Origin of the sequence: Kitasatospora sp. NPDC101235 (assembly GCF_044767505.1) — a bacterium.
Taxonomy (GTDB): Bacteria; Actinomycetota; Actinomycetes; order Streptomycetales; family Streptomycetaceae; genus Kitasatospora.
Genome location: NZ_JBIWNZ010000035.1, coordinates 36,606 through 62,266 on the forward strand (window position 1 = coordinate 36,606; position 25,661 = coordinate 62,266).

21 protein-coding genes and 1 pseudogene are annotated in these 25,661 nt (G+C 75.1%); 12 read left to right on the top strand and 10 right to left on the bottom strand.

Annotation, left to right across the window (positions count from 1 at the left end):
• The first annotated feature begins 211 nt into the window (after nucleotides 1–211).
• The 4 genes from ACIRRH_RS37590 (at nucleotide 212) to ACIRRH_RS37605 (ending at nucleotide 3,499) form a co-directional block, all read left to right on the top strand.
• Nucleotides 212–424, top strand: a complete 213-nt coding sequence (locus tag ACIRRH_RS37590) for a DUF397 domain-containing protein (RefSeq protein ID WP_181970881.1) — start codon at nucleotides 212–214, stop codon at nucleotides 422–424.
• 812 nt (nucleotides 425–1,236) lie between these two features.
• On the top strand, nucleotides 1,237–1,731 hold the full coding sequence (locus ACIRRH_RS37595; RefSeq protein WP_224281170.1) for a hypothetical protein: 495 nt from the start codon (nucleotides 1,237–1,239) through the stop codon (nucleotides 1,729–1,731).
• A gap of 79 nt (nucleotides 1,732–1,810) precedes the next feature.
• Nucleotides 1,811–1,894 (top strand): putative leader peptide, encoded by an 84-nt coding sequence (locus tag ACIRRH_RS37600; protein ID WP_387629966.1) that lies wholly within the window; start codon nucleotides 1,811–1,813, stop codon nucleotides 1,892–1,894.
• A 168-nt stretch (nucleotides 1,895–2,062) separates the two neighbouring features.
• Nucleotides 2,063–3,499 carry an acyl-CoA dehydrogenase family protein gene (locus tag ACIRRH_RS37605; RefSeq protein WP_403076684.1) on the top strand — a complete coding sequence of 479 codons (1,437 nt, stop codon included), beginning with the start codon at nucleotides 2,063–2,065 and terminating at the stop codon, nucleotides 3,497–3,499.
• A gap of 57 nt (nucleotides 3,500–3,556) precedes the next feature.
• Here ACIRRH_RS37605 and ACIRRH_RS37610 read toward each other — a convergent pair whose 3' ends face one another.
• Nucleotides 3,557–4,549, bottom strand: a complete 993-nt coding sequence (locus tag ACIRRH_RS37610; protein ID WP_224281179.1) for an aminoglycoside phosphotransferase family protein — start codon at nucleotides 4,547–4,549, stop codon at nucleotides 3,557–3,559.
• Nucleotides 4,550–5,291: 742 nt separating this feature from the next.
• Between ACIRRH_RS37610 and ACIRRH_RS37615 the strand changes: the two genes are divergently transcribed.
• Nucleotides 5,292–6,773 (top strand): hypothetical protein, encoded by a 1,482-nt coding sequence (locus ACIRRH_RS37615; protein WP_403076686.1) that lies wholly within the window; start codon nucleotides 5,292–5,294, stop codon nucleotides 6,771–6,773.
• A 39-nt stretch (nucleotides 6,774–6,812) separates the two neighbouring features.
• On the opposite strand, the gene ACIRRH_RS37620 is transcribed toward ACIRRH_RS37615, so the two are convergent.
• Entirely contained in the window at nucleotides 6,813–7,316 is a 504-nt protein-coding gene (locus tag ACIRRH_RS37620) for a hypothetical protein (RefSeq protein ID WP_403076689.1), read from the bottom strand.
• 364 nt (nucleotides 7,317–7,680) lie between these two features.
• On the opposite strand from ACIRRH_RS37620, the gene ACIRRH_RS37625 reads away from it, so the two are divergent.
• Nucleotides 7,681–9,192, top strand: a complete 1,512-nt coding sequence (locus tag ACIRRH_RS37625) for a HEAT repeat domain-containing protein (RefSeq protein WP_403076692.1) — start codon at nucleotides 7,681–7,683, stop codon at nucleotides 9,190–9,192.
• Nucleotides 9,193–9,277: 85 nt separating this feature from the next.
• Here the strand turns inward: ACIRRH_RS37625 and ACIRRH_RS37630 are convergent, their stop codons facing one another.
• Nucleotides 9,278–10,120 carry an undecaprenyl-diphosphate phosphatase gene (locus ACIRRH_RS37630; protein WP_403076768.1) on the bottom strand — a complete coding sequence of 281 codons (843 nt, stop codon included), beginning with the start codon at nucleotides 10,118–10,120 and terminating at the stop codon, nucleotides 9,278–9,280.
• Between the two features lie 232 nt (nucleotides 10,121–10,352).
• Entirely contained in the window at nucleotides 10,353–11,048 is a 696-nt protein-coding gene (locus tag ACIRRH_RS37635; protein ID WP_403076695.1) for a class I SAM-dependent methyltransferase, read from the bottom strand.
• A gap of 147 nt (nucleotides 11,049–11,195) precedes the next feature.
• On the opposite strand from ACIRRH_RS37635, the gene ACIRRH_RS37640 reads away from it, so the two are divergent.
• Nucleotides 11,196–11,735, top strand: a complete 540-nt coding sequence (locus ACIRRH_RS37640) for a DUF4396 domain-containing protein (protein WP_403076697.1) — start codon at nucleotides 11,196–11,198, stop codon at nucleotides 11,733–11,735.
• Between the two features lie 89 nt (nucleotides 11,736–11,824).
• Here the strand turns inward: ACIRRH_RS37640 and ACIRRH_RS37645 are convergent, their stop codons facing one another.
• On the bottom strand, nucleotides 11,825–12,358 hold the full coding sequence (locus tag ACIRRH_RS37645; RefSeq protein ID WP_403076700.1) for a PadR family transcriptional regulator: 534 nt from the start codon (nucleotides 12,356–12,358) through the stop codon (nucleotides 11,825–11,827).
• A gap of 172 nt (nucleotides 12,359–12,530) precedes the next feature.
• On the opposite strand from ACIRRH_RS37645, the gene ACIRRH_RS37650 reads away from it, so the two are divergent.
• A complete protein-coding gene (locus ACIRRH_RS37650; RefSeq protein WP_403076703.1) occupies nucleotides 12,531–13,301 on the top strand; it encodes an alpha/beta fold hydrolase in 771 nt (256 codons plus the stop codon).
• Nucleotides 13,302–13,364: 63 nt separating this feature from the next.
• Nucleotides 13,365–14,288 carry an aminoglycoside phosphotransferase family protein gene (locus ACIRRH_RS37655; RefSeq protein ID WP_403076704.1) on the top strand — a complete coding sequence of 308 codons (924 nt, stop codon included), beginning with the start codon at nucleotides 13,365–13,367 and terminating at the stop codon, nucleotides 14,286–14,288.
• 85 nt (nucleotides 14,289–14,373) lie between these two features.
• Here ACIRRH_RS37655 and ACIRRH_RS37660 read toward each other — a convergent pair whose 3' ends face one another.
• From ACIRRH_RS37660 to ACIRRH_RS37680, 5 genes and pseudogenes are all read right to left on the bottom strand, one after another.
• Complete coding sequence (locus ACIRRH_RS37660) at nucleotides 14,374–15,237, bottom strand: biotin-dependent carboxyltransferase family protein (protein WP_403076707.1); 864 nt, start codon at nucleotides 15,235–15,237, stop codon at nucleotides 14,374–14,376.
• A gap of 12 nt (nucleotides 15,238–15,249) precedes the next feature.
• Nucleotides 15,250–15,876 carry a 5-oxoprolinase subunit PxpB gene (gene pxpB / locus ACIRRH_RS37665; protein WP_403076710.1) on the bottom strand — a complete coding sequence of 209 codons (627 nt, stop codon included), beginning with the start codon at nucleotides 15,874–15,876 and terminating at the stop codon, nucleotides 15,250–15,252.
• Complete coding sequence (locus ACIRRH_RS37670; protein WP_403076711.1) at nucleotides 15,873–16,649, bottom strand: LamB/YcsF family protein; 777 nt, start codon at nucleotides 16,647–16,649, stop codon at nucleotides 15,873–15,875. Before ACIRRH_RS37670 ends, pxpB begins: the two co-directional genes overlap by 4 nt.
• 174 nt (nucleotides 16,650–16,823) lie before the next feature.
• Nucleotides 16,824–17,126, bottom strand: a pseudogene (locus ACIRRH_RS37675) (hypothetical protein); the annotation flags it as partial.
• Between the two features lie 116 nt (nucleotides 17,127–17,242).
• Nucleotides 17,243–18,301: an IPT/TIG domain-containing protein gene (locus tag ACIRRH_RS37680; RefSeq protein WP_403076713.1), complete on the bottom strand. Its 1,059-nt coding sequence runs from the start codon at nucleotides 18,299–18,301 to the stop codon at nucleotides 17,243–17,245.
• 194 nt (nucleotides 18,302–18,495) lie between these two features.
• Here ACIRRH_RS37680 and ACIRRH_RS37685 point away from each other — a divergent pair, with 194 nt between their 5' ends.
• The 3 genes from ACIRRH_RS37685 (at nucleotide 18,496) to ACIRRH_RS37695 (ending at nucleotide 25,660) form a co-directional block, all read left to right on the top strand.
• Nucleotides 18,496–20,028 (top strand): hypothetical protein, encoded by a 1,533-nt coding sequence (locus ACIRRH_RS37685; protein ID WP_403076770.1) that lies wholly within the window; start codon nucleotides 18,496–18,498, stop codon nucleotides 20,026–20,028.
• A gap of 77 nt (nucleotides 20,029–20,105) precedes the next feature.
• A complete protein-coding gene (locus tag ACIRRH_RS37690) occupies nucleotides 20,106–20,981 on the top strand; it encodes a hypothetical protein (protein ID WP_188294818.1) in 876 nt (291 codons plus the stop codon).
• 116 nt (nucleotides 20,982–21,097) lie between these two features.
• Complete coding sequence (locus tag ACIRRH_RS37695; RefSeq protein ID WP_403076716.1) at nucleotides 21,098–25,660, top strand: hypothetical protein; 4,563 nt, start codon at nucleotides 21,098–21,100, stop codon at nucleotides 25,658–25,660.
• The last annotated feature ends 1 nt before the right edge of the window (nucleotide 25,661 follow it).

Below are 25,661 nucleotides of genomic sequence, written 5' to 3' on the forward strand. Positions count from 1 at the left end.
ACTCTGGCAGCTGCCCGCCGCCCCCGCCGGTCGGGACACGCCTCAACCCTTCCTCCGGCGGTGTCCGTCCCCGCCTGGAGGAGTCCTCGTCAACCCGCTGACCGGGGCCGGGCGGTGTGGCTAGGCTGGCCCCGGAACGCAGTCGGGAGGAGATCGGTCAGTGGGATCCAGCAGCGGGACGGACACGGAGGCCGGCGGGGCACAGCCGGGGCTGGCGCCGAACGGGAAGCCCAGGGTGGACTTCACCGGGGCGGAGTGGCTGTGCAGCAGCCAGGGCGTCGGGGACGTGCAGATCGCCTTCGTGGACGGCTACATCGGGATGCGGGACGGCCGCCAGGAGGACGGGCCGGTCCTGGTCTTCACGCCGGGCGAGTGGCGGGCCTTCGTGCTCGGCGCCCGGGACGGCGAGTTCGACCTCACCTGAGGCCCGAGCCGACGCTTGCCGGGCCGCTCATCACGGAGCGGGCCCTCGTCGTGGAGCGGGCCCTCGTCGCGAACCGGACTCCTCTCGTGGAGGCCGGTTCTGGTCCGACCGGGCCCCGACCGACGGGGGTCCGCTCCGCAGACGATCTTTCGGGTCCGAACATCACAAGTGATGATCCATTGAGCGTGCCCCGTCAGAATTTCTGTTGACTGTTAGACAAACGCAGCTCAGAGTATGAGCACGGGCAGACGCCGTGCCCACCGCCCCCACGCGGCCAGACACGGCGCCTGCTGTGCGGCCCGGCAGTACTGCCAGGCCATCCTCCCAGTCATCCCCTGCGCACCGGGGTGCGTCGGCCGGTCCCGGCCCCACGAGGGGCCGGCAGTCGCCGGGAGGCTGGCGCCGAAGCCGAGAGCGACTCGGATGACGGCACCGATGCTCGGGACCCGCACGCCCCCACGCGGCGGTGTCCCGAGCAGATCCACGGGAGCGACGGGCCGGGGCCCCGCGGATCTGGCTTGTGATGCATGGAACTGTTGGCTTGTGTGTTTGTGCTGTGTGCGATGACGAAGCTGGGTGCTCGGCAGTTCGGCACGACAAGTGCACAGTGAGGGAAACGCGTGTAGGGCCGCGTTGCGACATGCCGTCCCTCCGGAGGGTGAAACCCAGAACGGCTGTCGTGCTGAACCGAACGTAGCCCGGACGGTTGCTCAGAGTCAACATTGGTCTCTGAGCGTCGATCTCCCGCCCGTCCCCCGGCGGCGCCCCACCCACCTCGCGAGCGCGGTGTGCCGGACACGTACGATGTTCCCATGTCTTTTCTCCGCCGTCGCACCGGACAGCCCGCCGGCCCGGACTTCGACGTGCTCGCGATGGACCCGGGCGACTGGCCCGGTGACTTCGGTGCGGCCATGATGACCGGCCCGGACGGCTCCTGCCAGGGGATTTTCCTGCGCTACGACCTGTTCGGCGGCAGAGGCCCGGCGATGTTCATCGGCAACCTCCCCGAGGGTTCGCCCGCCCGGGAGACCGGCGACAGCGTTCCCTTCGAGGTGCGGCAGCTGCTCGCGGCGCTGGAGAACGACGAGCCGGTCGAGTTCGTCTCGGCGGAGGACTTCCCGGTGATGCTCGGGGACGACCTGCTGATCGTGAAGAAGGTCAAGGTCAGCGAGGAGCGCGTGTTCTGCGCCCAGTTCGGCCGCAGCGACGGCGTCCTGGTCACCATCGCGTCCTGGGACCGACCGATTTCGGACGACCTGTATCAGCTGCTGAAGCCGCTTCCGGCGGACATGTTCCAGCAGGGCTGATTCCGGCGGGGCCACCGGCTCCGCCCGGTGGCCGGACGCTGCTTGACGGTATCGATCAACGATTCGTACAGTCGCGAACATGCCGTGCCGTCTTCCGCTGCTGACCCGTCGCAGGCATCTCGACCTGCGACGCACAGCCAGCGCGGCGTGTCCGGGCCACTGAGGGGGATTCGTCCTCCGGCGGCGGTCGGTCGGCCGGGTGCCCGGTCGGCGCCGACACCAGGGGGCGGGCCGTGAACCGGCCTCCGGGGCCGCCAATCGGTACCGCGCGCCCGTACGGCGTGCCGCCCGCATCCGCCGAGCCCACGCTGCCGCCCGGAGGCACAGCATCATGACGACCCGCGCCGCCGACCGTTCGACCGCCGATCGTTCGCCCGAGGACCACACGTTCGACGACCGCCCCGTCGGCGACCGTCCGGCCAGGAGCGCCTCCGCGAAGGAGGCTCCCGTCATGGACGCTCCGGCCGAGGACGCCTCCGCCGGACGCCGTTCCCGGACCGCTCCGCCGACGGCGGGTTCCGACCGGTCCGATTCAGGCCATCTCGAATCCACCGGTTCCCCGTCCACCGGTTCCCCGTCCGCCGGCCCCGCCGGTTCCGCGCCCGACCGCACCGCGATCGAGACCGCCCTCGCCGGGCTTCCCCGGGTGGTCGACCTGCTGGCCGCCCGCGCCGAGGAGCACGACCGCGACGCGACCTTCCCGTACCAGGGGATCGAGGCCGTCCACGAGGCCGGACTGCTCACCCTCACCGTCTCCGAGCGGTACCGCGGGCCGGGCGGAACGCTCGCCGACACCGTCCGGGTGCTGTCCCAACTCGGCCGCGGGGACGCCTCGGTGGCCGTGGTCACCGCCTTCACCCTGCTCCGGCACGCCGAGCAGGCCCGGCGGGCCGACTGGCCGACGGCCGGCTACCGGCGGCTGCTCACCGAGTCCCGGCGAGGCCCGGTCCTGGTCAACACGCTGCGGGCGGAGCCCGGTGCCGGGGCGAGCGAGCTGCCCGCGACGGTCGCCCGGCGGGACGGCGACGGCTGGCTGCTGACGGGCCGGAAGACGTGCTGCACCGGCGCCGAGGCGCTCGCCTGGATGGCGGTGACGGCGCGGACCGACGAGGAGGAGCCGAGGGTCGGCACCTTCCTGGTCCGCGGCGAGAGCGAGGGCCTGGAGATCGACCCGACCTGGGACCAGCTCGGGCTGCGGGCCAGCGCCAGCCACGACGTGGTGCTGAACGGGGTCCGGGTGCAGGCCGACCTCGCGCTCGGCCTGACGGCCGGTCGCCGGACTGTCCGTCAGGGCGCCGACGCCGAGGCCGAACTCTCCCTGGCCTGGCACGACCTGGCCCTGTCCGCGGTGGCGATCGGCGTCGCCCGGGCCGCCGAGGCCTGGCTGATCCGCTTCCTCAACCAGCGCACCCCGGCCAACCTGACCGAGCCGCTCGGCACCCTGCCCCGCTACCGGACCGCCCTCGGCGAGATCGAGGCCCAGCTGATCGGCGCCGAGGAACTGGTCGAGGGCCTGGCCCCCCGGGTGGACCGGGGCGAGCCGGAGGCCGTCGCCCGGACCGGTCCGGCGCACCTGCTGGCCACCCGGGCCGCGACGGCGGTGGTCCAGCAGGCCGTCACCCTCACGGGCAACCCCGGCCTGAGTCGGCGTCACCCGTTGGAGCGGTACCTGCGGGACGTGCTCAGCAGCCGGGTGCACCTGGCCCCGGACGAGACCGTCCTGGAGGCCGCCGGCCGGGCCGCCCTCGAACGGGGCGCCCGGCCGTAGGAACTCCCGCGACCCAGCGGGGGCCCGACCGCGGCTCAGCGGGGGCCCGACCGCGGCTCAGCGGGTCCCGACCGCGGCGCGGACGGCCCGGCGAGCGAGCGCCGCGTCGTCGTAGAGCCGACGGATCATGATCCGCTGCTCCTCGCCGGCGCCCGGCACGTCGTACAGCCGGATCTCCCGCATCAGCACCAGCACCAGGTTCACCAGGAACGCGTCCCGGGCCAGCGTGCCGCCGCTCTGGGCGAGTTGGCTGATCTGGCGACGCGCCGCGGTGTCCCCGGACAGGACGCTCCAGAGCACCGCCAGGTCGTAGCCGGGCAGGTACCAGCCGGCCTGCTCCCAGTCGACCAGCACCGGGCCGGACGGCGCCAGCAGCATGTTGCTGAGCAGGGCGTCGCCGTGGCAGAGCTGGAGCGGGGTGTGGCCGAGGCCGTGCAGCAGGCCGCGCAGGTCGCCGGCGTCCCGGTCGGTGAGCTGGCCCACCGAGTGGTAGCGGGAGATCTCCAACTGGTAGTCCAGGCGCGGCTGGAAGACGTCGGTCGGAGGCCGCCACAGGTTCAGCGTGCGGACCGCGGTGAGCAGCGCCCGCACCTCGCCCGGGGTGGGCGCGTTGACCGGGTGGCGCTCGCGGGCCGCCGGGCGCCCGGGGACGCGCTCCATGACCAGCACGCACCGGTCGTGGTCGGCCGCCACCAGCCGGGGCAGCCGCACCGGCGGACGGTGCCGGACGAACGCCCGGTAGACCGCCACCTCGTGGTGGAAGTCGGCCACCAGCTGCTCGAAGTACTCACTCCGCACCGCCTGCGGCGCCAGGCACTTGGCGACCACCGGGGCCCGCCCGATGGTGCCCGCCACCAGGATGTGGCGGCTGCCCTCGCGCAGGACCTGACGCGGGGTGAACGCGGGACATATCCGCGAGACGCTGGCGAGCGCCGCCCGGACCGCCGGGGTCTGGAGCGCCGACGGATCGATCCGCTCCGGGCCGCCGCCGGGCTGGCCGGGCCGGCGGGCCCGCAGCACCTGGCCGTCGGCCTGCCGGGCCAGCGGCATCCGGCCACCGGCCGGCAGGGCGGTCTCGGGGGCGCGCAGCCCCAGCGCGGTGCGGCCGACGGGGCCCGGCGCCGTACGGCCGGTCGGGACGACCCGGGTGTCCGCGGCCCGGCCCTCGGCGCCGCGCGGGGCCGCGGGCCGGCTCGCCGGGGGCACCGCCCTGGGGCCGGTGCGGCCGGCGGCTGCGGTGGGGGGGCGCAGCGCTGGGCGGGTCGCGGCGGGCGTGGGGGTCGTCGCTGAGGAGTACATGGGCTGAGGGTGGTCCCTTCCGGTCCGTCGGCGGGTGCTGCCCCGCGGGGGCGGGGGAGGGCCGGTGCCGTGTGCTTCCTGGCGTGACGGCGGCCCTGCGGGTGGTGCGGTACGGCATGCGGTGCGGTGGGTGGTGCGCGGGCGCCGGGCACGGACGTGGGGTCGGGAACCCCTGTTCGGCGGTGCTCCGGCCGTCCGCACCCTGGGGAATGCGGTCGGCCGGACTGCCGTGGCCGTGCCCGGCGCTCCCGCGCCACCCGGCCGCGCCACCCCCTCGGGTGAGGACCGGGAACGCCCCGTGCCACTGTCGGGGGACAGCCCCGACGCTGGTGGGACGCCGCCCGACCCGGGGGACGAGGTGACGCACCTCTACAACACACCCGTCGGGCACTGGCTTAGTAGTCTGGCGGGCCCTGGCGAACGGTGGCGAATGCTCGCCTGGCACTTGCCGGAGCCTCTAGCCTCGGATCAGCCGAGGAACCTGGGGGCTTCGTTGAGCAGGGAACCCAACACCCGACTGGCCGATCTGTTCGTCCTGACCGGATGGTCGAAGGGCGAGCTGGCACGGCTGGTCAACCGTCGGGGTGCCGCGATGGGGCAGCTGCAGCTGTCCACCGACACGTCGAGGGTACGGCGTTGGATCGAGCAGGGGGAGATCCCGCGCGATCCGGTGCCGAGGGTGCTGGCGGCCGTGTTCACGGAGCGGCTCGGCCGTGTCGTCACCACTGAGGACCTCGGTCTGGAACGACACCGGCCCACCAGGTCCGGAGCGGAAGCGTCCGCAGCAGTGCCATGGTCGCCGGATCGAACAGCCGCGGTCCTCACCGAGTTCACGGGAATGGACCTCATGCTGAACCGACGTGGATTGGTGGGCGCGGGAGCCGCGCTCACGGCCGGGGCGGTCATCGCCGACTCGCTGAAGGGCTGGCTGAGCGGGGACGCGGTCGCGTACGCGGCCTCCGTCCCCGGGCCGCGACAGGTGGTCACCGGGAGCGGAGCGCGCCCGGTGGTGGACGTGTACGACGCGGGCCCGGTCGGGCTCGACGAGGTGGAGTCGCTGGAGCACTCGGTGCAGGTGTTCCGGGCCTGGGACGCCGCCCGCGGCGGCGGGTTGCAGCGCAAGGCGGTGGTCGGTCAACTGAACGAGGTCGGCGGCCTGTTGACGCACCGACACGCGCCCGCCGTGGAGCAGCGGCTGTGGCTGGTCGCGGCCAACCTGGCCGTGCTGGCGGGCTGGATGTCGCACGACGTGGGTCTGGAGCCCACCGCCCAGAAGTACTTCATGATCGCGGCCGACGCGGCCAAGGAGGCCGGTGACCGGCCGCGGGCCGGCGAGGCGATCTCCCGGGCCGCGCGGCAGATGGTGCACCTGGGCCGGGCCGACGACGCGCTCGACCTGATGGCGGCGGCCAAGGCGGCCGGCGGGCAGTTGTTGCCCCGAACGCGCGCGATGCTCAACACCGTCGAGGCGTGGGCGCACGCCTCGATCGGACACTCCCAGGACACCTACCGGCTTCTCGGGGAGGCCGAGGACCTGTTCACCGAGGAGGCACCGGAGCCGCCGCCCTCGTGGATGCAGGTGTTCGACGAAGCCGAACTGCGCGGCATGCAGGCCCTGGTGCTGCGCACGCTGTCCGAGCACGACCCGGGGGCGGCTCCCGAGGCCCGCAGGCACGCGGAGCGGGTGATCACCCTGCGCGAGGGCACCGGACAGCTGCGTTCGGCGCTGTTCGACCGGATCACCCTGGCCTCGGTGCACCTGATCTCCGGCGAGCCGGACGCGGCGCAGTTCCAGGCGAAGATGGTGATGAACCTGATCGGCCAGAACTCCTCGCACCGGACCTGGGACCGGCTGCGCGAGATGTACCGGCTGACCGCGCAGTACCGCGGGCTGCCGGTGGTGGACGAACTGCGGGAGGAGCTGGGCCGGGAGCTGAGGGCGGCGGACGCCAAGAACCGGCCGCGGCTGAGCTGACGGGGTCCCGGGTGTGAGGGCCGGGCCCGGGCCGTCGGTTCAGGCCGGCGGGGCCGGGCGGATCAGCATGCGCAGTGCGACGACGGTGCCGTCCGTGCCGAGGAGGGGCTCGCCCACGCACTCGACGCCGTCGTGCCGTCCGTCGGGCCGGCGGACCCGCAGGGTGCCGGCGGCGTAGCGGCCGTGTACCAGGGCGTCGGTCATCATCCGCCGCAGCAGCGGCCGGTCCCCCTCGGGGAGACGGTCGGGCAGCCGGTCGAGGCTGAGCGGGCCGTGTTCCGGGTCGCAGCCGAGGAGGAGGTAGGTCTCCGGGCTCCACTGGATCCCGTCGGTCAGCAGGTCCCACTCGGCGGAGCCGATCAGGCCGTCGTCGGTCGCGTCGTGGTCGCCGCCGTCGCCGAGACAGGGGCCGGACGGCTCCTGCGCCGTGCCGTCCACTCTGCCGTCCGTTCCGCTGTCGGCGTCGCCCGCGCCGTTTCCGCCGGAGCCGTCTCGGCCCGCGGCGCCGGGCGCTTCGGCCGTGGCGCCGCTCCCGCCGCTCACCGCGCTGCTCCCGCCCGTCGGGGCGCCGTCCACTGTGACGGCTCCCGGCGGGCGGGTGGCACCTAAGGGCATGTTCATGGCGGCCCCATCGCTCGGATGTCCCGCGGTGTGCGGGTGGTTCGGACAGTGAGAAGACTGTCGCACAGCGTCGTCAACCCCGGGGGCGATTTGGACAGAACGCAGGCAAAATTCCGCTGGCATATGCCACTGTGGCCGGAGGCTCCGTCGCCCTGTGTGCGGACGGGGGCCCGAGGCGGTAACCTTCGGTGATTCCGGCGCCCGGGCGCCCACCGCAGTACCGACCAGAGACCCCGGCGACGGAAATCCCGTTGCCACTACGACCGCCGCAACGGATGCTGACCTCATGTTCGAGCCAGTGATAGCACCCAGTGCCAGCCTCCTCGGCCTCCTTCAGCGAGGCCGTGGTGACGGGCAGCTCCACGCGCTGGCCGCCGACCGTGCCGAGGCCATCGCCGCGCTGGAGGAGTGCGTCACCAGGGACCCGCGAGCGGACTGGCAGGTCGAGAGCCGCTCCCTCTACTACGCGCGCATCTACATGGAGCTGGAAGCCCCCCTCGACGGCATCGAGGACCACCTCCACTCCGCCGAGGACCTGGTCACCGACGACGAGAGCCGCACCGGCCTCGCCCTTTCCGTCCTGGGCCACCTCGCCGCGTACGGCCGGCGCGACGCGCTGCTGATGCTGCGCGAGTACGCCGCCACCGGCGCCAACTGGTCCTGGGCCCTCGACGAGCTCGCCCTGCGCGACGACGACCGCGGCCTGCTGCTGCTCGGTACCGCCGTGCTGGACCGCTTCGCGCCGGGCCCCGAGGGTGACGCCGAGCTGCGCGAGTTCATCCGCAACGCGTACGAGCCCCGGCCCTGGCGGCTGTGGGCGGCCTACCACCCCAGGGTGGCGGCGGCCGGCGAACAGTCACCCTTCGACCTGTGGCAACGTCAGATCAACCGCAGCGGGGTCACCCCCGGCTGGTCCACCGCCGACGTGCTGGCCTGGGCCGACCAGGGCGAGCTCGGCGGCCTCGGCGCCGGCGCCTTCCTCGGCAGGCCCGACGTCCGCCCGGAGCCCGCGCGCGGCACCGACTCGCCGTCCGGCCCCGACGCGGTGGACCGCCGCGCCGCCGCGGCCGCCCGCTGCCTGACCGCCGTGGTCCGGCCGGAGGACCGTCCGCTGCTGCTGGAGGCGGCCCGCGACGGCCTGCCCGGCGCACGCCGGGCCGCCCTGCGCCACCTGGTCGACCAGCGCGACCCGGCCGCCGTCGAACTGATCGAGGCCGCCGCCGCGGACGTGGACGACCGGATCGTCCGGGCCGCCCTGGAACTGCTCGGCCGGATGCGCGGCCCCGAGGTGCTGGCGCACGCCCGCCGCTGGGCCGACCCGGCCAGCGGCGGTGCCGACAGCGCGCTCGGCGAGGCCGCCGTCCGGCTGCTCGCCGACGCCGGGGAGCCGGACGACGCGCCGCTGGTGGTGGCCGGGCTGCGTCGCTGGATCTCCGTGCGCGGGGTCAGCGGTACCGGGCTCGGGTCGCTGGTGGACGGTGCGGGGCGGCTGGTCGCCGCCGACGCCGTACCGGTCCTGCGCCACATCTACGGGGAGGCCGCCTCCTCGGAACTGCGCGGACGCGCCGCCCAGGCACTGGCCGCGACCGACGTGCACTTCCCCGAGGGGCCCGCCGTCGAGTGCCTCTGGGACTGCGAGGAGTCCACACGCGAGCTCGCCGCGCGCCACGTCGCCACCACGGGCGACGCGCGTGTGCTGGAGCGGTTGCGCAGGCTCGCCGCCGACCCGGCCGAGGAGGCCGAGGTCCACGCCGCCGTACGCGGCCGACTGACCGCCGCCCGGGAGCACGGGCGTTAGGGTCCTCGACGTTCAGTGGGCCGGGACACCGTGTCGGTGTCCCGGCCCACTCGCTTCTGCGGGTCCTCGGTTCTGAAACCCGGTTCTACTTCACCGCGCCGGCGTCCGGGGCCAGGACGCCACCGACGACCAGTCCGATGATCAGAATGCCGAGCAGTACCCGGTAGACCACGAACGGCAGAAAACTGTGGGTCGAGATGTACTTCAGGAACCAGGCGATCGCCGCGTAGCCGACCACGAAGGCGATCACGGTGGCCAGGATGGTCGGCCCCCAGGCCGGGGCCGGGCCCTCGCCGATCTTGAACAGCTCCAGCGCCCCCGAGGCGAGCACCGCCGGAATGGCGAGCAGGAACGAGTAGCGGGCCGCCGCCTCCCGGCTGTAGCCGAGCAGCAGGCCCGCGCTGATCGTGCCGCCGGAGCGGGACACGCCCGGGATCAGCGCCAGCGCCTGGGCGAAGCCGTAGATACCGGCGTGCGGCAGCGTGAGGTCGGTGATCGGACGGGCGTGGCGGACGGCCCGGGTTCGGTCGGCGAAGGCCAGGATCAGGCCGAAGACGATCAGCGTGGTGCCGATGATCCGCAGGTCGCGCAGGTGGGTCTCGATGGTGTCCTGGAACAGCTTGCCCAGGATGCCGATCGGCAGGGTGCCGATGATCACGAACCAGCCCATCCGCGCGTCCGGGTCCGAGCGCAGCGCCGGCCGGAACAGGGACAGCGCCCAGGTCTTGATGATCGAGGCGATGTCCCGGCGGAAGTAGATCAGCACCGCCGTCTCGGTGCCGAGCTGGGTGACGGCCGTGAAGGCCGCGCCCGGGTCGTCCCAGCCGAGCAGGGCGGAGAAGACCCGCAGGTGGGCGCTGGAGGAGACCGGCAGGAACTCGGTGAGGCCCTGGATCAGGCCGAGGACGGCCCCGTGGAACCAGTCGATCACCGGGCACCCGCCGGGGGTATCCGTCGGGCGTGGGGCAGGGGCGGCATGGGCGGGTCCTTGCGGGTCGGAAGGGCATGCGGGGCCGCCGCGACCCGCCTGGCCCGCAGGCCGCGCGCGAGCCCGGCGCGCGGCTGATGGTACGGGGTGAAAGTGACAGTTCTTTGTTCACCTTTTGTTCCGGCTTTGCGCACGGGGCCCCTGCTCGTCCGGAACCGGCCCGGGGCGGTGCCTAGAGCACCGGCCGCGCCCGGACCCAGGTGCGGTCCGCGGTCAGGTAACGCTCGACCGCCAGGCTGGCCTCCGCGAGCGCCTGCTCGAACGCCTCGGTGCTGAGCGGGCGGGACAGGAAGGTCTGCGTCCACGTGCCGTCCGGGAACACGTACTCGAAGCGGACGGAGTTGACGCCGTCGCCGACCGGCGTGGCCGAGACCAGCCGGGCCCGCGCGTCCGGGCCGATCGAGCTCTCCCGCGGCACGTTCCGGTGCCAGTCCTCGCCCTCGCGCTGCACCAGCACGCAGCCGCCCTCGCTGACGTGCCGACGGCAGGTCTCCAGCAGGCCCCGGCGGACCGTCACGTCACCGGCGTGCACGAGGAACGAGGCGAGCATGACGACGTCGAAGCGCTCACCGAGGTCCAACTCCTCGATCCGGCTGCGCACCGTGCGGACGTCCGTACGAACCCGGGCCAGCATCTCGGCGGACTCGTCCACGGCCGTCACGGCGAAGCCGCGGTCGGTCAGTGGGTGCGTCATCCGGCCGACGCCGCAGCCGAGTTCGAGGATGCGCGCGCCGGGCGGCACCGCGGCCTCGATCACCTCCGGGGCGTCGCCCACCGGAAGGCGGCTCCACACCTCGACGGCGCAGCCGTCCGGAGTGATCGCACCCTCGCCCGTTCCGTCGTAACCCTCGCGTCGTTCGTCTGCCATGCCGTTCATCCGAGCACGGACGGGTGCGCAGGGGAAGAGGGCGTCGGAAACTGATTGCCATATACCCCATGGGGGTATATGTTCGACACCGACGACGGAGCGGGAGAAGGGGCGCCGAACCGGGCGCCGCGGCAAGCGGAGGACGACATGGCACACCCTGCGCAGCACGAGCACCACGGGCACGAGCACGGCGGTCACCACGAGCGCCAGGCGCACGCCGGCCATCACCAGGCCCACGGCGGTGGAGGGACGAGCTGGCGGATGGCCGCCCAGGCGACCCTGCACTGCCTCACCGGCTGCGCCATCGGCGAGATCCTCGGCATGGTGCTCGGCACCGCCTTCGGCCTGCACAACGGCGCGACGGTGGTGCTCTCGATCCTGCTGGCCTTCGTCTTCGGCTACGCGCTGACCATGCGCGGCGTGCTGGAGGCCGGCCTCGACGTCGGCGCCGCGGTCAAGGTCGCGCTGGCCGCCGACACCGTGTCGATCCTGGTGATGGAACTGATCGACAACACCGTGATGGTCACCGTCCCGGGGGCGATGGACGCCGGCCTCGGCGACCTGCTGTTCTGGGCGGCGCTGGCGGCTTCGCTGGCCCTGGCGTTCGTGCTGACCGTCCCGGTCAACAGGTGGATGATCGGCCGGGGGCGCGGCCACGCCGTGGTGCACGCGCACCACCAGCACTGATCCCGTTCCCGGGCGCCGGAAATCCTCGCCCGCGGCCCGCACCGACCGTTCGACGGCCGGTGCGGGCCGCGGCGCGTTCGGGCCCCGGTCTACCGCGGACCGCCTTCCATGTCGGCCAGGGTCGCGTGCAGCCAGGCGAGTTCGGCCTCGGTGGTGGCACGGGCCACCAGCAGCAGGCCGCGCCGGAACGGGTCGGCGAACTCCTCGGCGCCGACGGGGCGGTCGCCCTCGTAGAAGAAGCTGGCCGGCTCGGCGAGGAAGGCCAGCCGGCGGCGGAGCACGGCGGCCTGGGCGGCCGGGTCGGCGAGGTGCCGCAGGAAGGCGAGCAGGGTGAACCAGCGGTTCTCGTCGCTGACGTCGAGCGGTTCGGGCTCGCGCAGCCGGTCGAGCAGCGCGGCGCGGCCGGCCTCGGTGAGGTGCAGGGTGTGCCGGGGCGCGGCGGCGCTGCCCGGCTCGGTCTCGCGGACCAGCAGGCCGTCGGCCTCCAGGCGCTTGATCGCGGGGTAGAGCGTGCCGTCGCTGATCGGGCGGACGTGGCCGGTGAGCGCGGCGAGGTGGCGGCGCAGCTCGTAGCCGTGCAGCGGCCGGTCGTACAGGAACCCGAGGATGGCGAGCTTCAGCATGGGGCCACTCTCTCAGATCCTTCCCTCGATGCGTGGGTATCTCGCTTCCGTGATACCTCGGGCCCGATGTATGGTCCTGGTCGTCCGCCGGAATCCCCCGGAGCCGGACCCGGGCCGGAGCCCGTCGGCCCGGCCCCCGGAACCGGAACCCCTGGAAGAGGAGCGAGTGAGCATGCGCGAGACCCCCGTCACCCCGAACGGCGACCGGATCCGCTGGGTCGACCTGCCCGGCGCCGAGCCGGCCCGGCTCTACCTGCACGGGCTCGGCGCCACCTCGCCGGCCTACTTCGCGGTGGCCGCCGCCCACCCGCTGCTCGCCGGGCGGCGCTCGCTGCTGCTGGACCTGCTCGGCTTCGGCCTCAGCGACCGGCCGACGGACTTCGGCTACACGCTGGAGGAGCACGCGGACGCGGTCGCGGCGGCGGTCGCGGCCGCCGGACCGGACCGGGTCGAGGTGATCGGCCACAGCATGGGCGGCGCGGTCGCGATCGTCCTCGCCCAGCGGCACCCGCGGCTGGTCGAGCGGCTGCTCCTGGTGGACGCCAACCTGGACCGGATCGACCCCGACCGGCGCCATCCCGGCAGCAGCGGCATCGCGGCCTACACCGAGGAGGAGTTCCTGGCCGGCGGACGGGACGAAGTCGCCGAGCGGGTCGGCCCGTTCTGGTGGTCCACCATGCGGCTGGCCGGCCCGGAAGCGGTCCACCGCAGTGCCCGCTACCTCGCCCGGGCGACCGTGCCGACCATGCGCGAACTGCTGCTCGCCCTCGACCTCCCGCGCACCTTCCTCCACCCGGCGGCGGACGGCGAGCCGGCGGGCGCCGACACCCTCCGCGCGGCGGGCGTGCGGGTGGTCGCGGTGCCGGACTGCGGGCACAACATCATGCTCGACAACCCGGACGGCTTCGCGGTCGCCGCGGCGGAGGCGCTCGGGCGGACGTGAGCGGCGCGGGCCGGACGGGTCCCGCCATAGGCTTGGACTGACCGCCCGAGAGGAGCCCGCCCGATGCCCGTCGAGGTCCCGCCCGCGCTGGCCGCCACCCTGGGGGAGTTCCTCGGCGCCGAGGGCCGCACCTGGGTGGACCGCCTTCCCGTCCTGGCAAGCGAGTTGCTCGACCGCTGGGAGCTGCGTCCGGACGGGCCGGTCGCGCACGGCGTGGTCGGGCTGGTGCTGCCCGTGCTGCGCGCCGACGGGGCGCCGGCCGTGCTCAAGCTCCAGCCCGTGGACGAGGAGACGGTGGGCGAACCGCTCGCCCTGCGGACCTGGAACGGCCGCAGCGCCGTCCGGCTCCTCGACCACGAACCGGCCACCGGGTCCCTGCTGTTGGAGCGCCTGGACCCGGGGCGCTCACTGCTCGACCTGCCCGACGACCTCGCGGCGCTGCGCGTGATCGCCGAGCTGCTACGCGAACTGACGAAGTGTCAGGCGCCAACCGGGCTGCGGACCTTGGCCGAGGGGTCGGCCCGTCTGCTGGAGCGGGTCCCGGCCGCCGCCGCCTCCCTCGCCGACCCGGCGGAGCAGCGCCTGCTCGCCGACTGTGCGGCCGCCCTGCGCGAGGTCCGTGCCGAGCCCGGCGACCGCCTGCTGCACTGGGACCTGCACTACGGCAACGTGCTAGCCCCGCTCCCCGGCAGCGGCCGGGCCCCCTGGCTGGCCATCGACCCCAAGCCGCTGGCCGGCCACCCCGGCTTCGAGCTGCTCCCGGCGCTGCACAACCGCTGGGCGGACCTGGTGGCCACCGGGGACCTCGCCCGGGCGCTGCGGCGGCGCTTCGACCTGATGACGGAGGTGCTGGAGCTGGACCGCGAGGTGGCGGCGGCCTGGACGCTCGCCCGGGTGCTGCAGAACACGGTCTGGTCGGCCGAGGGGGGTGAGGCGGCGCTGGACCCGGCCCAACGCGTCGTCGCCGAACTGCTGTTGGGGCGTTGAACGCGGATCTCGCGGGCCGTTCGGTGTTCCCGCCCGGTGCTCCCGTTCGGCGTTCCCGCCCGGCGCTCCGGCTCCGTGCTCCGGCTCAGCGCTCCCGCAGGGGTGCGAAGCGCACCGGCGTCCCCGGCCGGGCCTGTGCGGCGGCCGGGAGGTCGGCGGTCGGCACGACGCCGATCACCGGGTAGCCGCCGGTGGTCGGGTGGTCGGCCAGGAACACCACCGGCTGCCCGTCCGGCGGGATCTGCACCGCGCCCAACACCATTCCCTCGCTGGCCAGTTCACCGTCCCGGGCGCGGGCTACCGGCGGGCCCTCGGTGCGCAGCCCGATCCGGTTGCCGGTCGGGGAGACCAGGTACCGGTCGCGGGCGAGGCGGGCCACCGCCTCCGGGGTGAACCAGTCCGCGCGCGGTCCGAGCCGCAGCCGAAGCACCAGCTCGGCCGGGGGAGCGGGCAGCGGCACCAGCTCGGGCCTGGCCCGGTACGGCGGCGGGGTGCCGACCGGCACCCGGTCCCCGACGGCCAGCGGTGCGGGCCCGAGTCCGGAGAGCAGGTCCGCCGAGCGGCTGCCGAGCACCGGCGGGACGGCGATCCCGCCCGCCACCGCCAGGTAGCCGCGCACCCCGGCCGTCGCCGCCCCCACGTCGAGCAGCGCCCCGGCCGGCACCACGACCGGCGCGCCCCAGGCGGCCGGTCGGCCGTCCACCCGGACGGGCGAGGGCGCACCGGTGACGGCGACCAGCGCCGTCCCGACGGCCCGCAGCGCGACCCCGCCGAGCGTGGTCTCCAGCCCGGCGGCCCCGGGCTGGTTGCCCACCAGCCGGTTGGCCGCTCGCAGCGCCGGCTCGTCCAGCGCCCCGGCCCTGGGCACCCCGAGGTGGGCGACGCCGCGCCGCCCGAGGTCCTGGACCGTGGTGAGCGGTCCCGGCCGCTCCACCACCAGCTCGTTCAACTCCGCGCCCCCTCAGGCCCGTTCCGCGGTGAAGCGGACCCGGGTGCCGGGGGCCAGCAGGGCCGGGGGCACCCGGTCGGCGTCCCAGAGGGGGAGTGCCGTGCGGCCGATCAGCTGCCAGCCGCCGGGGGAGGGGTGCGGATAGACGCCGGTGTACGGGCCGGCCAGGGCGACCGAGCCGGCCGGCACGGAGCTGCGCGGGGTGGTCCGGCGCGGCACCTCGTGCCGCGTCGGGAGGCCGGTGAGGTAGCCGAAGCCGGGGGCGAAGCCGCAGAAGGCGACGACGTACTCGGGTTCGGTGTGGATCCGGACGGCTGCCTCCTCGGACACTGCCCACAGGGCGGCGACCTCGGCCAGGTCGGCGCCGTCGTACACGGTCGGGACCTCCACCAGCGGCCCGGGCGCCGCCCCGGCCGCCGTCGGGCGGGCGGTGCGCAGCAGCGCCCCCACCGTGTCGACGTCCGCGACGCCGTCCAGCAGCAGGGTGCGCGCGGCCGGTACGAGTTCCTCCACCGTGCCGAGCGCGCCCGCCTCCCGGCGTTCGCTCAGCCAGCCGTACAGCGCCGCCACCTCGGCCGTCCCGGGCAGCTCGACCAGCAGCGCCCGCTCGCCGACCCGGCGCACCGTCCCCACCGTCACGTGAAGGCCTCCACCCGGGCCCCGGCGGAGGCCAGGGCGCCGCGGATCCGCCAGGCGAGCTGGGCGGCGCCGGGGGTGTCGCCGTGGACGCACAGCGAGCGGGCCTCGACGCCGATCCGCTCGCCGCCGACGGCCTCCACCGTGCCGTCCCGCGCGATGCCGACGGCGCGGGTGATCACCGACTCGGGGTCGTGCACCACCGCGTCCGGCTCGCGGCGCGGGACGAGGGTGCCGGTGCGGGTGTACGCGCGGTCGGCGAAGGCCTCGGCGACCACCGGGAGCCCGACGCCCTCGGCCACCTCCAGCAGCAGCGAGCCCGGCAGGCCGAGCACGGGCAGCGGCCCGTCGCAGACCGCGCCCGCCCGCAGCACGCCGGCCACCACGGCCTCGGCCTGCTCGGAGTCGCCGACCACCCGGTTGTAGAGGGCGCCGTGCGGCTTGACGTAGGAGACCCGGGAGCCGGCCGCGCGGGCGAAGACCTGGAGGGCGCCGATCTGGTACGCGATCTCGTCGGCGAGCTCCTCCGGGGGCACGTCCATCGCGCGGCGGCCGAAGCCGGCCAGGTCGCGGTAGGAGACCTGGGCGCCGATCCGGACGCCGCGCTCGGCCGCCAGTGCGCAGACCCGGCGCATCGTCGACGGGTCCCCGGCGTGGAACCCGCAGGCGACATTGGCACTGGTCACCACGGACAGCAGTGCCTCGTCGTCGGTCAGGGTCCAGCGTCCGAACCCCTCGCCGAGGTCCGCATTGAGATCGATCACCGCATCGGCCACGCCCGTCCGCCTCCCAGCAGCTGTTGAGCCAGATGGTAGGGCCTGCGGATGAAGGCCGTTGCGCGTGACCCGGAGCCCCGCGGGCGCTGCGGCGCGTGCCCGGGACCGCACGCCCCTCGGCGGCGCCGCGCGGGGGCGTGCAGGTCCGCGAGCGGGTCGCGCGCCCCGCCCCGCTCAGCCGGTGGGCGCAGGCTCCCGGAGGGGACGCTCCAGCGGGCGCAGCGCCCGCAACACGATCAGCAGCGGTATGACGCCGAAGACCCCGAACGACATGTCGATGAATCGCCATGCCAGCGGAATCCCACGCAGCGGCCCGCAGATCAACGCCAGCGGGATGACGGCCCCGCAGGCGAGCACGGCCCAGCGGATCACCCAGATGTTGCGGACCGGGTCCTTGAGCGGCCCCCAGAAGGCGGCGGCGATCACCAGGTGGGCGAAGGCCAGCCAGTCGGTCCCGTACGTGTTCAACTCCCTGTCGGGCAGGTGCGCGGCGGGCCGGCCGGACCCGGAACGCACCGGTGCCCGGGCTCCGTGGAACCCGGGCACCGGTGGCGGGCGGTCCGCCCTGTGCGGCGATACGCCGCGTGCGGCCGTTATGCCGTGTAGGTGTACGTCGTCGGCGTGCTGGTCCCGCCCGCCGTGGTGACGGTGACGTCCACCGGCCCGGGCTGGGCACTCGCCGGGGCCGTGGCCGTGCAGAAGGACGGGCCGCAGGAGATGTGGGTGGCCGGCACCCCGCCGAAGGCCACCGTCCCGTACGTCAGGTTGCTGCCCAGCACGGTCACCCGGGTCCCGCCGGCGGCCGGGCCGGAGGCGGGGGACAGGCTGCTGATCGCCGGAGCGGCGGGCGCCGGCGGCGGGGCGCCGGTGTAGTCGAAGGCGGCCGGGGCCGCGGCCGTGCCGCCGGGCGTCACCACGCTGACCGGGGCGCTGCCGGAGCCGCCCGGGGTGGTCACCGTGCAGGCGGTGTCGGTGCAGGTGCCGGGCGCCGGGACGCCGCCGACCAGCACCATGCCGCTGGTCAGGTTGCTGCCGCCGACCGTCACCGTGGTGCCGCCGGCGCCCGGGCCGGTGGCGGGGTCGAGGCCGGTGACGGTCGGTGCGGGCTGGACGGTTGCCGGCAGGTAGCTCTTGCTGACGAGGTCGTAGCGGGAGATGTGCCCGGTCGGGTCGGTGTCGTTCGGGTTGGCGACCGTCGCCGTGATCACGCCGGCGATCGGCACTCCGGGTGTGGTCGCCAGGTTGAGCTTCATGAAGTTGTACGCCCCGACCGCCCGGGTGGCGGTGAACACGGCCTCCAGGTGGCGGTGGTCGGGGGAGAGGGCCGCGGTGAAGGTGTAGTCCTGCGGCGTGGGGAAGAACATCGCGCCGTCGGTGGTGACGCCCGGCGGCAGGTCGAGGGTGATGTGCGTCGGCCCGGTCAGGTCCGCGGTGCCGGACGAGGTCCAGCCCACCGACATGTTGCCGGTGGTGAAGAAGCCGCCGGGGTAGTTCCCGCTCTGTGACACGGTCACGTGCTGGGCGGAGGTCGACGTCTGCTGGGCGGAGGTCGATGTCGCGGCGGCCGGGGTGGCCGCGCCGGCGGCGCCGGCGGCGAGGGTGGTCACGGACAGCGCGGCGGCGAGGCTCGCTTTGGCCAGTCGGGTGATCATAGGTCGATCATCACCGAACCAACGCGCCGCCCTCACGGTTTTCTCGAATACGGGTTCGGGAATGGCGGAATTCCGTCGAAACCATGTTCTGAATCGGTCGCCTGCACCGCCGCCCACCTGCTGGTCCGCCCGCCCGCAAGGTCCGTTTCGGTCGATGTCGGTGCGAACCTCTAATCTTGTCCCCCGTGACCGCCATCGCAGACCCGCCCATCGAGCCCGGCCTCCGACCGCCCGCCGGCCCGGCCGCCGCCGTGCGCCCCGCGCCCGGCCCTGCCGCCGACGAGGGCCTGGCCCGCCGGCTCAAGGCGCTGGCCTGCACCGCCCCGCTGCACGACCTGGACAACCGCAAGGTCAACCTGGCCGGCGAGTACGGCGGCTACGCGATGGCCGAGGTCGGGCTCGCCGCGATCGACCTGGTCACCCTGAACATGGACTTCGACACCGGGGCCGACCGCGAGATAGTGCTCGCCCGGCTGCTGCCCCGGGTCGCCGCCCAGGCCGTCGGCCGCCCCGCCACCGAGCACGAGCGGGTCGCCCGCTGGGTGCTGGAGTCGCTGATCAACGTCGGCAGCGTGGACCGCGGCTTCCGTGCCGTCTACGGCACCTTCGGTGCGGACGGCGAGTACGTCCGCCGCGACTACGACTTCAAGCTGATCGAGGAGGTCCCCGGCCCCGACGGCGGCGTCTACCTGCGCACCACCGACGAGGCGGTCAACGTCCTGGTCGGCGCGCTCGACACCGACGTCACCTCGGCCCAGATCGCCGCCGAGGTCAAGCTGGAGGTGCTGATCCGCCGCGGCCGCCTGGCCGACGCCCAGCTCGCCGCCGAGCAGGCCCGCTACCGCACCGTCCAGTACGCCGAGACGCTGCGCCGCGCCCTGGACGCCACCCGCCGCAACGTCCGCGCGGTCGACTGGATGCGCGCCATTCCCGACCTCATCGAGGAGGCGCTGGACCACATCGCCGACCGCTACCGGCACGAGAACGCGATTCTCACCAACATCCGCAAGGCCCGCGACGAGGCCGAGGACCCGGAGCACAAGCGCCGCGCCGCCGAGCTGGTCGACATCGTCAAGGACTGCATCCGCCGTCACACCCAGCTCCAGACCCGCCTGCTGGAGGCCGGCCCGCTGTTCCGCGCCGAGCAGGACCGCCAGGCCTTCGCCACCCCCGGTGCCCGCAGCGGCATCGACCTCTACGGGCAGCTGCTCGCCCCCGTGCTGCGGCTGCCGATCGAGCAGGCCGTCCGCCCCACCGGCGCGTTCTTCGCCCGCGGCGCCGGTCTGCGCACCCCGGTCTCGGTCCGGGTCGCCGACCTGGTCGACCTGCTGCTCACCCCGCCGGTCGAACGCGAGCACCTCGGAGCCGAGCTCCCCGACCCGGACCTGGTCGCCACCCCGGACGACAGCCGGTTCTCCGAGGCCCAGCTGGAGTCCGCGATGCTCCTGCTCGACCTGCCCCCGGACGCACCCCGCCGGCTCTCCGGCCTGCTCGCCGACGCCCGCAAGCAGGACCCGGACCTGCCGTACCTGGTCGCCCTGCTCGCCGTGCACGCCGCCAGCCCGCCGGTCGGCACCGCCTACCGCCAGGGCGAGGAGCGGCTGCTGTTCGCCGTGGACGACGGCACCCCGCTGCTCGACCCGGAGTTCGGCGGCGCCGACCTGATCGTCGGCAGCGCCCTGCTCGACGCGGTCGGCATGGCCGCCGACCGCAAGGACGCCGGCTGACCGGCCGGCAGGCACACGTTGCCGGGACCAACCTTGACGAACCGTAACCACCGCGCCACCCCCGAGGAGCACCGCCCGTGACGACCCACCACGACACGTCCTGGGCGGCCGAGAGCGAACCCGCGGCCCCTGCGCCGATCACCCCGGCCGACGTCGCGGACGCCGCCCGGCTGGTGTCCTTCGGCCTCCAGGCCAAGCTGCTGCCCGCCCGGGACGCCGAGTACGCCGAGCTGGTGCGCCGCCACCGCGAGGACCCGCCGTTCGCCCGGCTCGCCGACGCCATCGCCACCGGCATGGGGCTGGTCGTCCTGGAGGTCTCCCCGCGGGCCGGCATGGCCGTGGCCGCCGCCGAGGACTCGCTGTTCGCCGTCCGGATGGGCGACTACTCGCGCCGCGCAGCCTCCGAGTCCACCGACCGCTTCCTGCACGGCCTCGCCCACCTGGCCGTCGCCGCGATGGCCTTCCCCCGCCCCGAGGACCTCGCCGACGACGGCTACCTCGGCCGGATCACCGTCAACGGCGTCGACTCCTTCGTCCGCCAGGCCTGCCGCCGCCTGGAGGAGCAGGCCGACGCCGAGGGCGCCAACACCGACCCGGCCTCCGACGCCCCCGGCCTGGAGGCCGCCTGGCGGGTGTGGGCCCGGCGCACCGCCACCGGCGCCACCAAGGACGCCCGCCGGCTCTCCGGCTCGACCATCGGCATCGTCGCCAAGGCAGTGCTGTTCCTGGTCGACTCCGGCTTCCTCCAGAAGGTCTCCGACGACTCCGGCGGCACCTACCGCACCACCGCCCGCTACCAGCTCCAGGTGCGCGACCTGGCGGGCAGCGCGGCCATGGCCGAGCTGCTCGACCTCGGCATCGTCCCGGTCTCCGACGGCACCGCCAGCCTGCTGCCGCCGGACACCGGCGACGAACTGGTCGCCGACGCCGGGCTGCCGTTCCACTCGCTCTGAGCCCCGGGGCTCGGAGTCCACCCGCTCCGAGCCCACCGCGCCGGCCCCGGCCACCCGCCCCGAGCCGGCCCGCCGCCCATCCCTCACGCCCCGCAAGCCACGGAGAACCGCCGCACATGTACGAGCTCAACCGGGTCCGCCTCTACTCGATCGGACCGGCCGGCGCCCGCTACGCCGACACGGTGCTCGACCTGCGCGGCGTCGGCGAGCCGGTCGCCGACCCGGCCCCGCAGCAGATCGGCCTGTTCGGCGAGGAAACCGAGGGCCCGGTCCGCCGCCCCGCCCCGGCCGGCGTGCTCTTCCTGGAGAACGGTGGCGGCAAGTCCGTCCTGCTCAAGCTGATCTTCTCGGTCATGCTCCCCGGCCACCGCAACACCCTCGGCGGCGCCAGCTCCGGTGTGCTGCGCAAGTTCCTGCTCGCCGACGACTGCGGCCACGTCGCCCTGGAGTGGCAGCACACCGTCACCGGCGAGCTGATCGTGGTCGGCAAGGTCAGCGAGTGGCGCGGCCGCCAGGTCTCCTCCGACCCGCGCAAGTTCGCCGAGACCTGGTACTCCTTCCGCCCCGGCCCCGGCCTGACCCTCGACTCGCTGCCGGTCGCCGAGCGGGTCAGCCTGGCCGGCGACCAGAAGGCCCGCGGCCGCCGCCGCACCATGAAGGGCTTCCGCGACGCCCTCACCGAGGCCGGCAAGGCCCACCCCCACCTCGACCTGGTCTTCGAAGACGGCCACGACCGCTGGACCGAGCACCTCGGCGAACTCGGCCTCGACCCCGAACTCTTCCGCTACCAGCGCGAGATGAACGCCGACGAGGGCGAGGCGGCCGGCCTCTTCGCGGTCAAGCACGACAGCGACTTCACCGACCTCCTGCTGCGCGCCGTCACCGACACCCGGGACACCGACGGCCTCGCCGACCTCGTGCACGGCTTCGCCGCCAAGCTCGGCCGCCGCGCCGAACTCACCGCCGAACGCGACTTCACCGCCGGCTCGCTGGACCTCCTGGAGCGCATCGCGGAGGCCACCACCGCCCGCGAGACCGTCCGCGAGGCCCACCGCACCGCCGAGCGCCGCACCCGCCGCCTCGCCCTCGCCCTCGCCTCCCGCGCCGCCGCCGAACGCGACCGCGCCCAGGACCTCGCCATCGAGGTCGCCGCCGCCGCGAGCGCCGTCACCGCAGCCGAGGCCGACCGCACCCGGCACAGCCTGATCACCGACGAACTCACCCACCGGCACGCCACGTTGAGCCTCACCGCGGCCACCGCCGAGGCCGCCGCGCTGCGCCGCGAACTCATCGACGCCCGCACCCTGCACTCCGCCTGGCAGGCCGCCGAGGCGGTGCTGCGCCAGCGCGCCGCCGCCGACCGGGTCGCCCGGGTCGCCGCCGCCATCCGCGAGGCCGAACTGGACGCCGCCCCCGCGCTCGCCGCCCGCGCCCGCGCCGCGACCGCCCTGGCCCGCGCCCTGGAGGCCGCCGCCGGCGCCGCCGAGTCCCGCGCCGACACCGAGGAGGAGCGCGCGGGCGAACTCCAGGCGGACGGCGGCAAGGCGCAGTCCGACGCCACCGAGGCCGCCACCGCCGCCCAGAAGGCCCGCAGCGAGGCCGAGCACCTGCGCCAGCGCCTCGCCGAGGTCGAGCAGGAGACCGAAGCCGCCGTCTCGGCCGGATTCATCGACGCCGACGGCGACGTGGACCCGGCCCGCGCCGCGCTGCACGCCGCCGACGTCGAGAAGGCCGCCGCCGCCGCACTCGCCCAGGCCCGTACCGCCGCCGAGTCCGCCGCCGCCCGGCTGCGCGAGGCCGCCGCCGCCACCTCGCGCGCCGAACTCGCCGCCGAGCGGGCCGGCGACGCCCGCAAGGACGCCGCCCGGACCCTCGCCGCCGAGCAGCGCACCGCCGCCCTGCTCGCCACCGAACAGCGCCTCGCCGACCTGCTCTCCCTCACCCCCTACCAAGAGGGCGCCGAGGAGGACGCCGGCTTCCTCACCCCCACCGTGCTCGACCGCAACGCCGAGTACCTGCGCGAACTCCTCGACGAGTCCATCGCCACCGCCGAACGCACCCTGTTCGACCTCCGTACGGCGGCCGCCGACGACTCCCGCATCCTCGCCGCCCTCGGCGACGGCGGTCTGCTGCCGCCCGGCCCGGACGTGCTCGCCACCGTCGAGTACCTCGCCGAGCACGGCATCCCGGCCCTGCCCGGCTGGCGCTACCTCGCCCAGTCCGTCGACCCGGCCGACCACGAGGCGATCCTCGCCGCCCGCCCCGAACTGGTCGACGGCGTGGTCGTCACCGACCCGGCCTCGCTGGAGCGCGCCCGCGAGGCCCTGCAGGCCGCCGCCCTGCTGCCGCGCTCCACCGTCGCGGTCGGCGCCGCCGCCTCGCTGATCGCCCCGATCACCGACGAGCCGGCCTTCTTCCTCGTGCCGCCGAACCCGGCCATGCACGACGAGTCCGCCGCCGACGGCGAGCGCCGCGAACTGCGTGCCCGGGCGAGCGCCCGCGAGGAGCACATCCGCGAACTGGCCGGCCGCCTCGGCGCCGACCGCGCCCTCGCCGCCCGCCTCGCCTCCTGGCACGCCAGCTGCCCGCCCGGCACCCTCGCCGAACTCGCCGCCGCCGACGCGGCCGCCCGTGAGCACGCCGAGCAGGCCGCCGCCGCGCTGGCCACCCTGCGTGCCGACCACGACGAGGCCGAGACCGACCACGCCATGGCCGCCTCCGCCCACGAGGAGCACCGCGAGGCAGCCCAGCGCGCCCGCCGCCGTGCCGACGCCCTCTCCGGCCTCGCCTTCCGGCTGCGCGAGCGCGGCAACTGGGCCCGCCGCCAGCGCGAACTCGCCGAGGACGCCGCCGAGTGCGACCGTCGCCAGGCACTGTGCGCCGAGCGCGCCCGCACCTGCGACGAGGACCGCCGCGCCGCCCAGCGCGCCGCCGACGACGCCCGCCGGACGGCCCGCGCGCTGCGCGCCGAACGCGCCGAGATCCCGGCCGCCGAGCAGGCCGACGAGCCCGCCGAGACCGCCCCCGCCGCGCTGCCCGCCCTCCGCGAGGCCTACCGCGCTGCCTCCCAGCTGTACGAGAAGGTCGGCGTCGGCGCCGACCTGCGCGCCGAACAGGCCCGCGCCGAGGGCGACGAGGCCGCCGCCGCGGCCGAACTCGACCGCCTCACCAACAAGGTGCGCACCCGCGCCGAGGAGCTCCTCGGCAGCCCCGACGGCGCCGACGGCCCGGCCCGCCAGGCCGCCGCCGCGCGCGCCGAGGAACTGGTCGCCACCATCGAGGCCCGCTCCGCCGCCGCCAGCGAACAGCTCGGCCGCCTGCGCGGCGAGGCCGAACGCTCCGCCCCCGCCGACGGCGAGGCGCACACCGAGCTGCCCGAGGACCTCGTCCCCACCGACCCGGAGCACGCCCAAGCCCTGCTGCGCACCGCCACCAGCCGCCTCGCCGAGCGCCGCGAGGCCCTGGACGCCGCCCGCACGGCCCACGCCGACCTCCAGCGGACCTTCGACACCGCCCAGGCCGCCGCCGCCGACTTCGACGAGCTGGCCGGCCAGCTGCGCGACGGCCTGCGCGACCATCAGGAGGACCCGGACGACCCGGTCGAGCCGTACCTGGGCTCGCTGGCCGAGGCCCGCACCGGCGCCATCGAGGCCCGACGCGCCCTGCGCACCGCCGCAGGAGAGCTGTCCTCCGCCGAACTCGCCGTCCGCGACGCCGCCGACGCCCTGGTCCGGCACGCCAACGCCGCCCGCTACGAGGCCGTCCGCACCCCCGCCCGCCAGCAGATCCGCGAACTGCCCGCCTCCGCGCTGCCCGAGCACGCCGCCGCCTGGGCCGCCGCCTTCGCCCCCCGGCTGCGGGTGCTCACCGACGAGCTCGCCCAGCTGGAGAAGAACCGCGGCTCGATCGTGGACCGGCTGCGCGGCCTGGTCGAGTCCTCGCTCACCACCCTGCGCGCCGCCCAGCGGCTGTCCCGGCTGCCCGAGGGCCTGGGGGAGTGGTCCGGCCAGGAGTTCCTCCGGATCCGCTTCGAGGACCCGGACCACGCCACCCTGGTCGAGCGCCTGGGCGAGGTCATCGACGAGGCGACCCGTGCCGCCGTCAGGAAGAACAGCGACCTGCGCCGCGACGGCATGTCCCTGCTGCTGCGCGGGGTGGCCGCCGCGATCGGTCCCAAGGGCGTCAGCGTCGAGATCCTCAAGCCCGACGCGGTGCTGCGCGCCGAGCGGGTCGGCGTCGGCCAGATGTCCGACGTCTTCTCCGGCGGCCAGCTGCTCACCGCCGCCATCGCGCTGTACTGCACGATGGCCGCGCTGCGCGCCAACGACCGGGGCCAGTCCCAGCTGCGGCACGCCGGCACGCTGTTCCTGGACAACCCGATCGGCCGCGCCAACGCCACCTACCTGCTGGAGCTCCAGCGGGCCGTGGCCGACGCGCTCGGCGTCCAGCTGATCTACACCACCGGCCTGTTCGACACCACCGCGCTCGCCGAGTTCCCGCTGGTGATCCGCCTGCGCAACGACGCCGACCTGCGGGCCGGCCTCAAGTACATCTCGGTCGAGGAGCACCTGCGCCCGGGCCTGCCCGCCGCGCCGGACCCGGACGGCCCGACCATCCACGGCGAGATCACCGCCACCCGGATGTTCAAGCGCCCCGCAGAGGTTCCCGTCCAGCCGTGAA

What these genes read in the sequence shown, in the direction of transcription:
- ACIRRH_RS37600 (WP_387629966.1), top strand. Translation starts at nt 1,811, where the DNA reads ATGCCGTGCCGTCTTCCGCTGCTGACCCGTCGCAGGCATCTCGACCTG.
- ACIRRH_RS37650 (WP_403076703.1), top strand. Translation starts at nt 12,531, where the DNA reads ATGCGCGAGACCCCCGTCACCCCGAACGGCGACCGGATCCGCTGGGTC.
- ACIRRH_RS37680 (WP_403076713.1), bottom strand. Translation starts at nt 18,301, where the DNA reads ATGATCACCCGACTGGCCAAAGCGAGCCTCGCCGCCGCGCTGTCCGTG.
- ACIRRH_RS37645 (WP_403076700.1), bottom strand. Translation starts at nt 12,358, where the DNA reads ATGCTGAAGCTCGCCATCCTCGGGTTCCTGTACGACCGGCCGCTGCAC.
- ACIRRH_RS37595 (WP_224281170.1), top strand. Translation starts at nt 1,237, where the DNA reads ATGTCTTTTCTCCGCCGTCGCACCGGACAGCCCGCCGGCCCGGACTTC.
- ACIRRH_RS37610 (WP_224281179.1), bottom strand. Translation starts at nt 4,549, where the DNA reads ATGCCGCTGGCCCGGCAGGCCGACGGCCAGGTGCTGCGGGCCCGCCGG.
- ACIRRH_RS37605 (WP_403076684.1), top strand. Translation starts at nt 2,063, where the DNA reads ATGACGACCCGCGCCGCCGACCGTTCGACCGCCGATCGTTCGCCCGAG.
- ACIRRH_RS37635 (WP_403076695.1), bottom strand. Translation starts at nt 11,048, where the DNA reads ATGGCAGACGAACGACGCGAGGGTTACGACGGAACGGGCGAGGGTGCG.
- ACIRRH_RS37655 (WP_403076704.1), top strand. Translation starts at nt 13,365, where the DNA reads ATGCCCGTCGAGGTCCCGCCCGCGCTGGCCGCCACCCTGGGGGAGTTC.
- ACIRRH_RS37640 (WP_403076697.1), top strand. Translation starts at nt 11,196, where the DNA reads ATGGCACACCCTGCGCAGCACGAGCACCACGGGCACGAGCACGGCGGT.
- ACIRRH_RS37695 (WP_403076716.1), top strand. Translation starts at nt 21,098, where the DNA reads ATGTACGAGCTCAACCGGGTCCGCCTCTACTCGATCGGACCGGCCGGC.
- ACIRRH_RS37625 (WP_403076692.1), top strand. Translation starts at nt 7,681, where the DNA reads ATGTTCGAGCCAGTGATAGCACCCAGTGCCAGCCTCCTCGGCCTCCTT.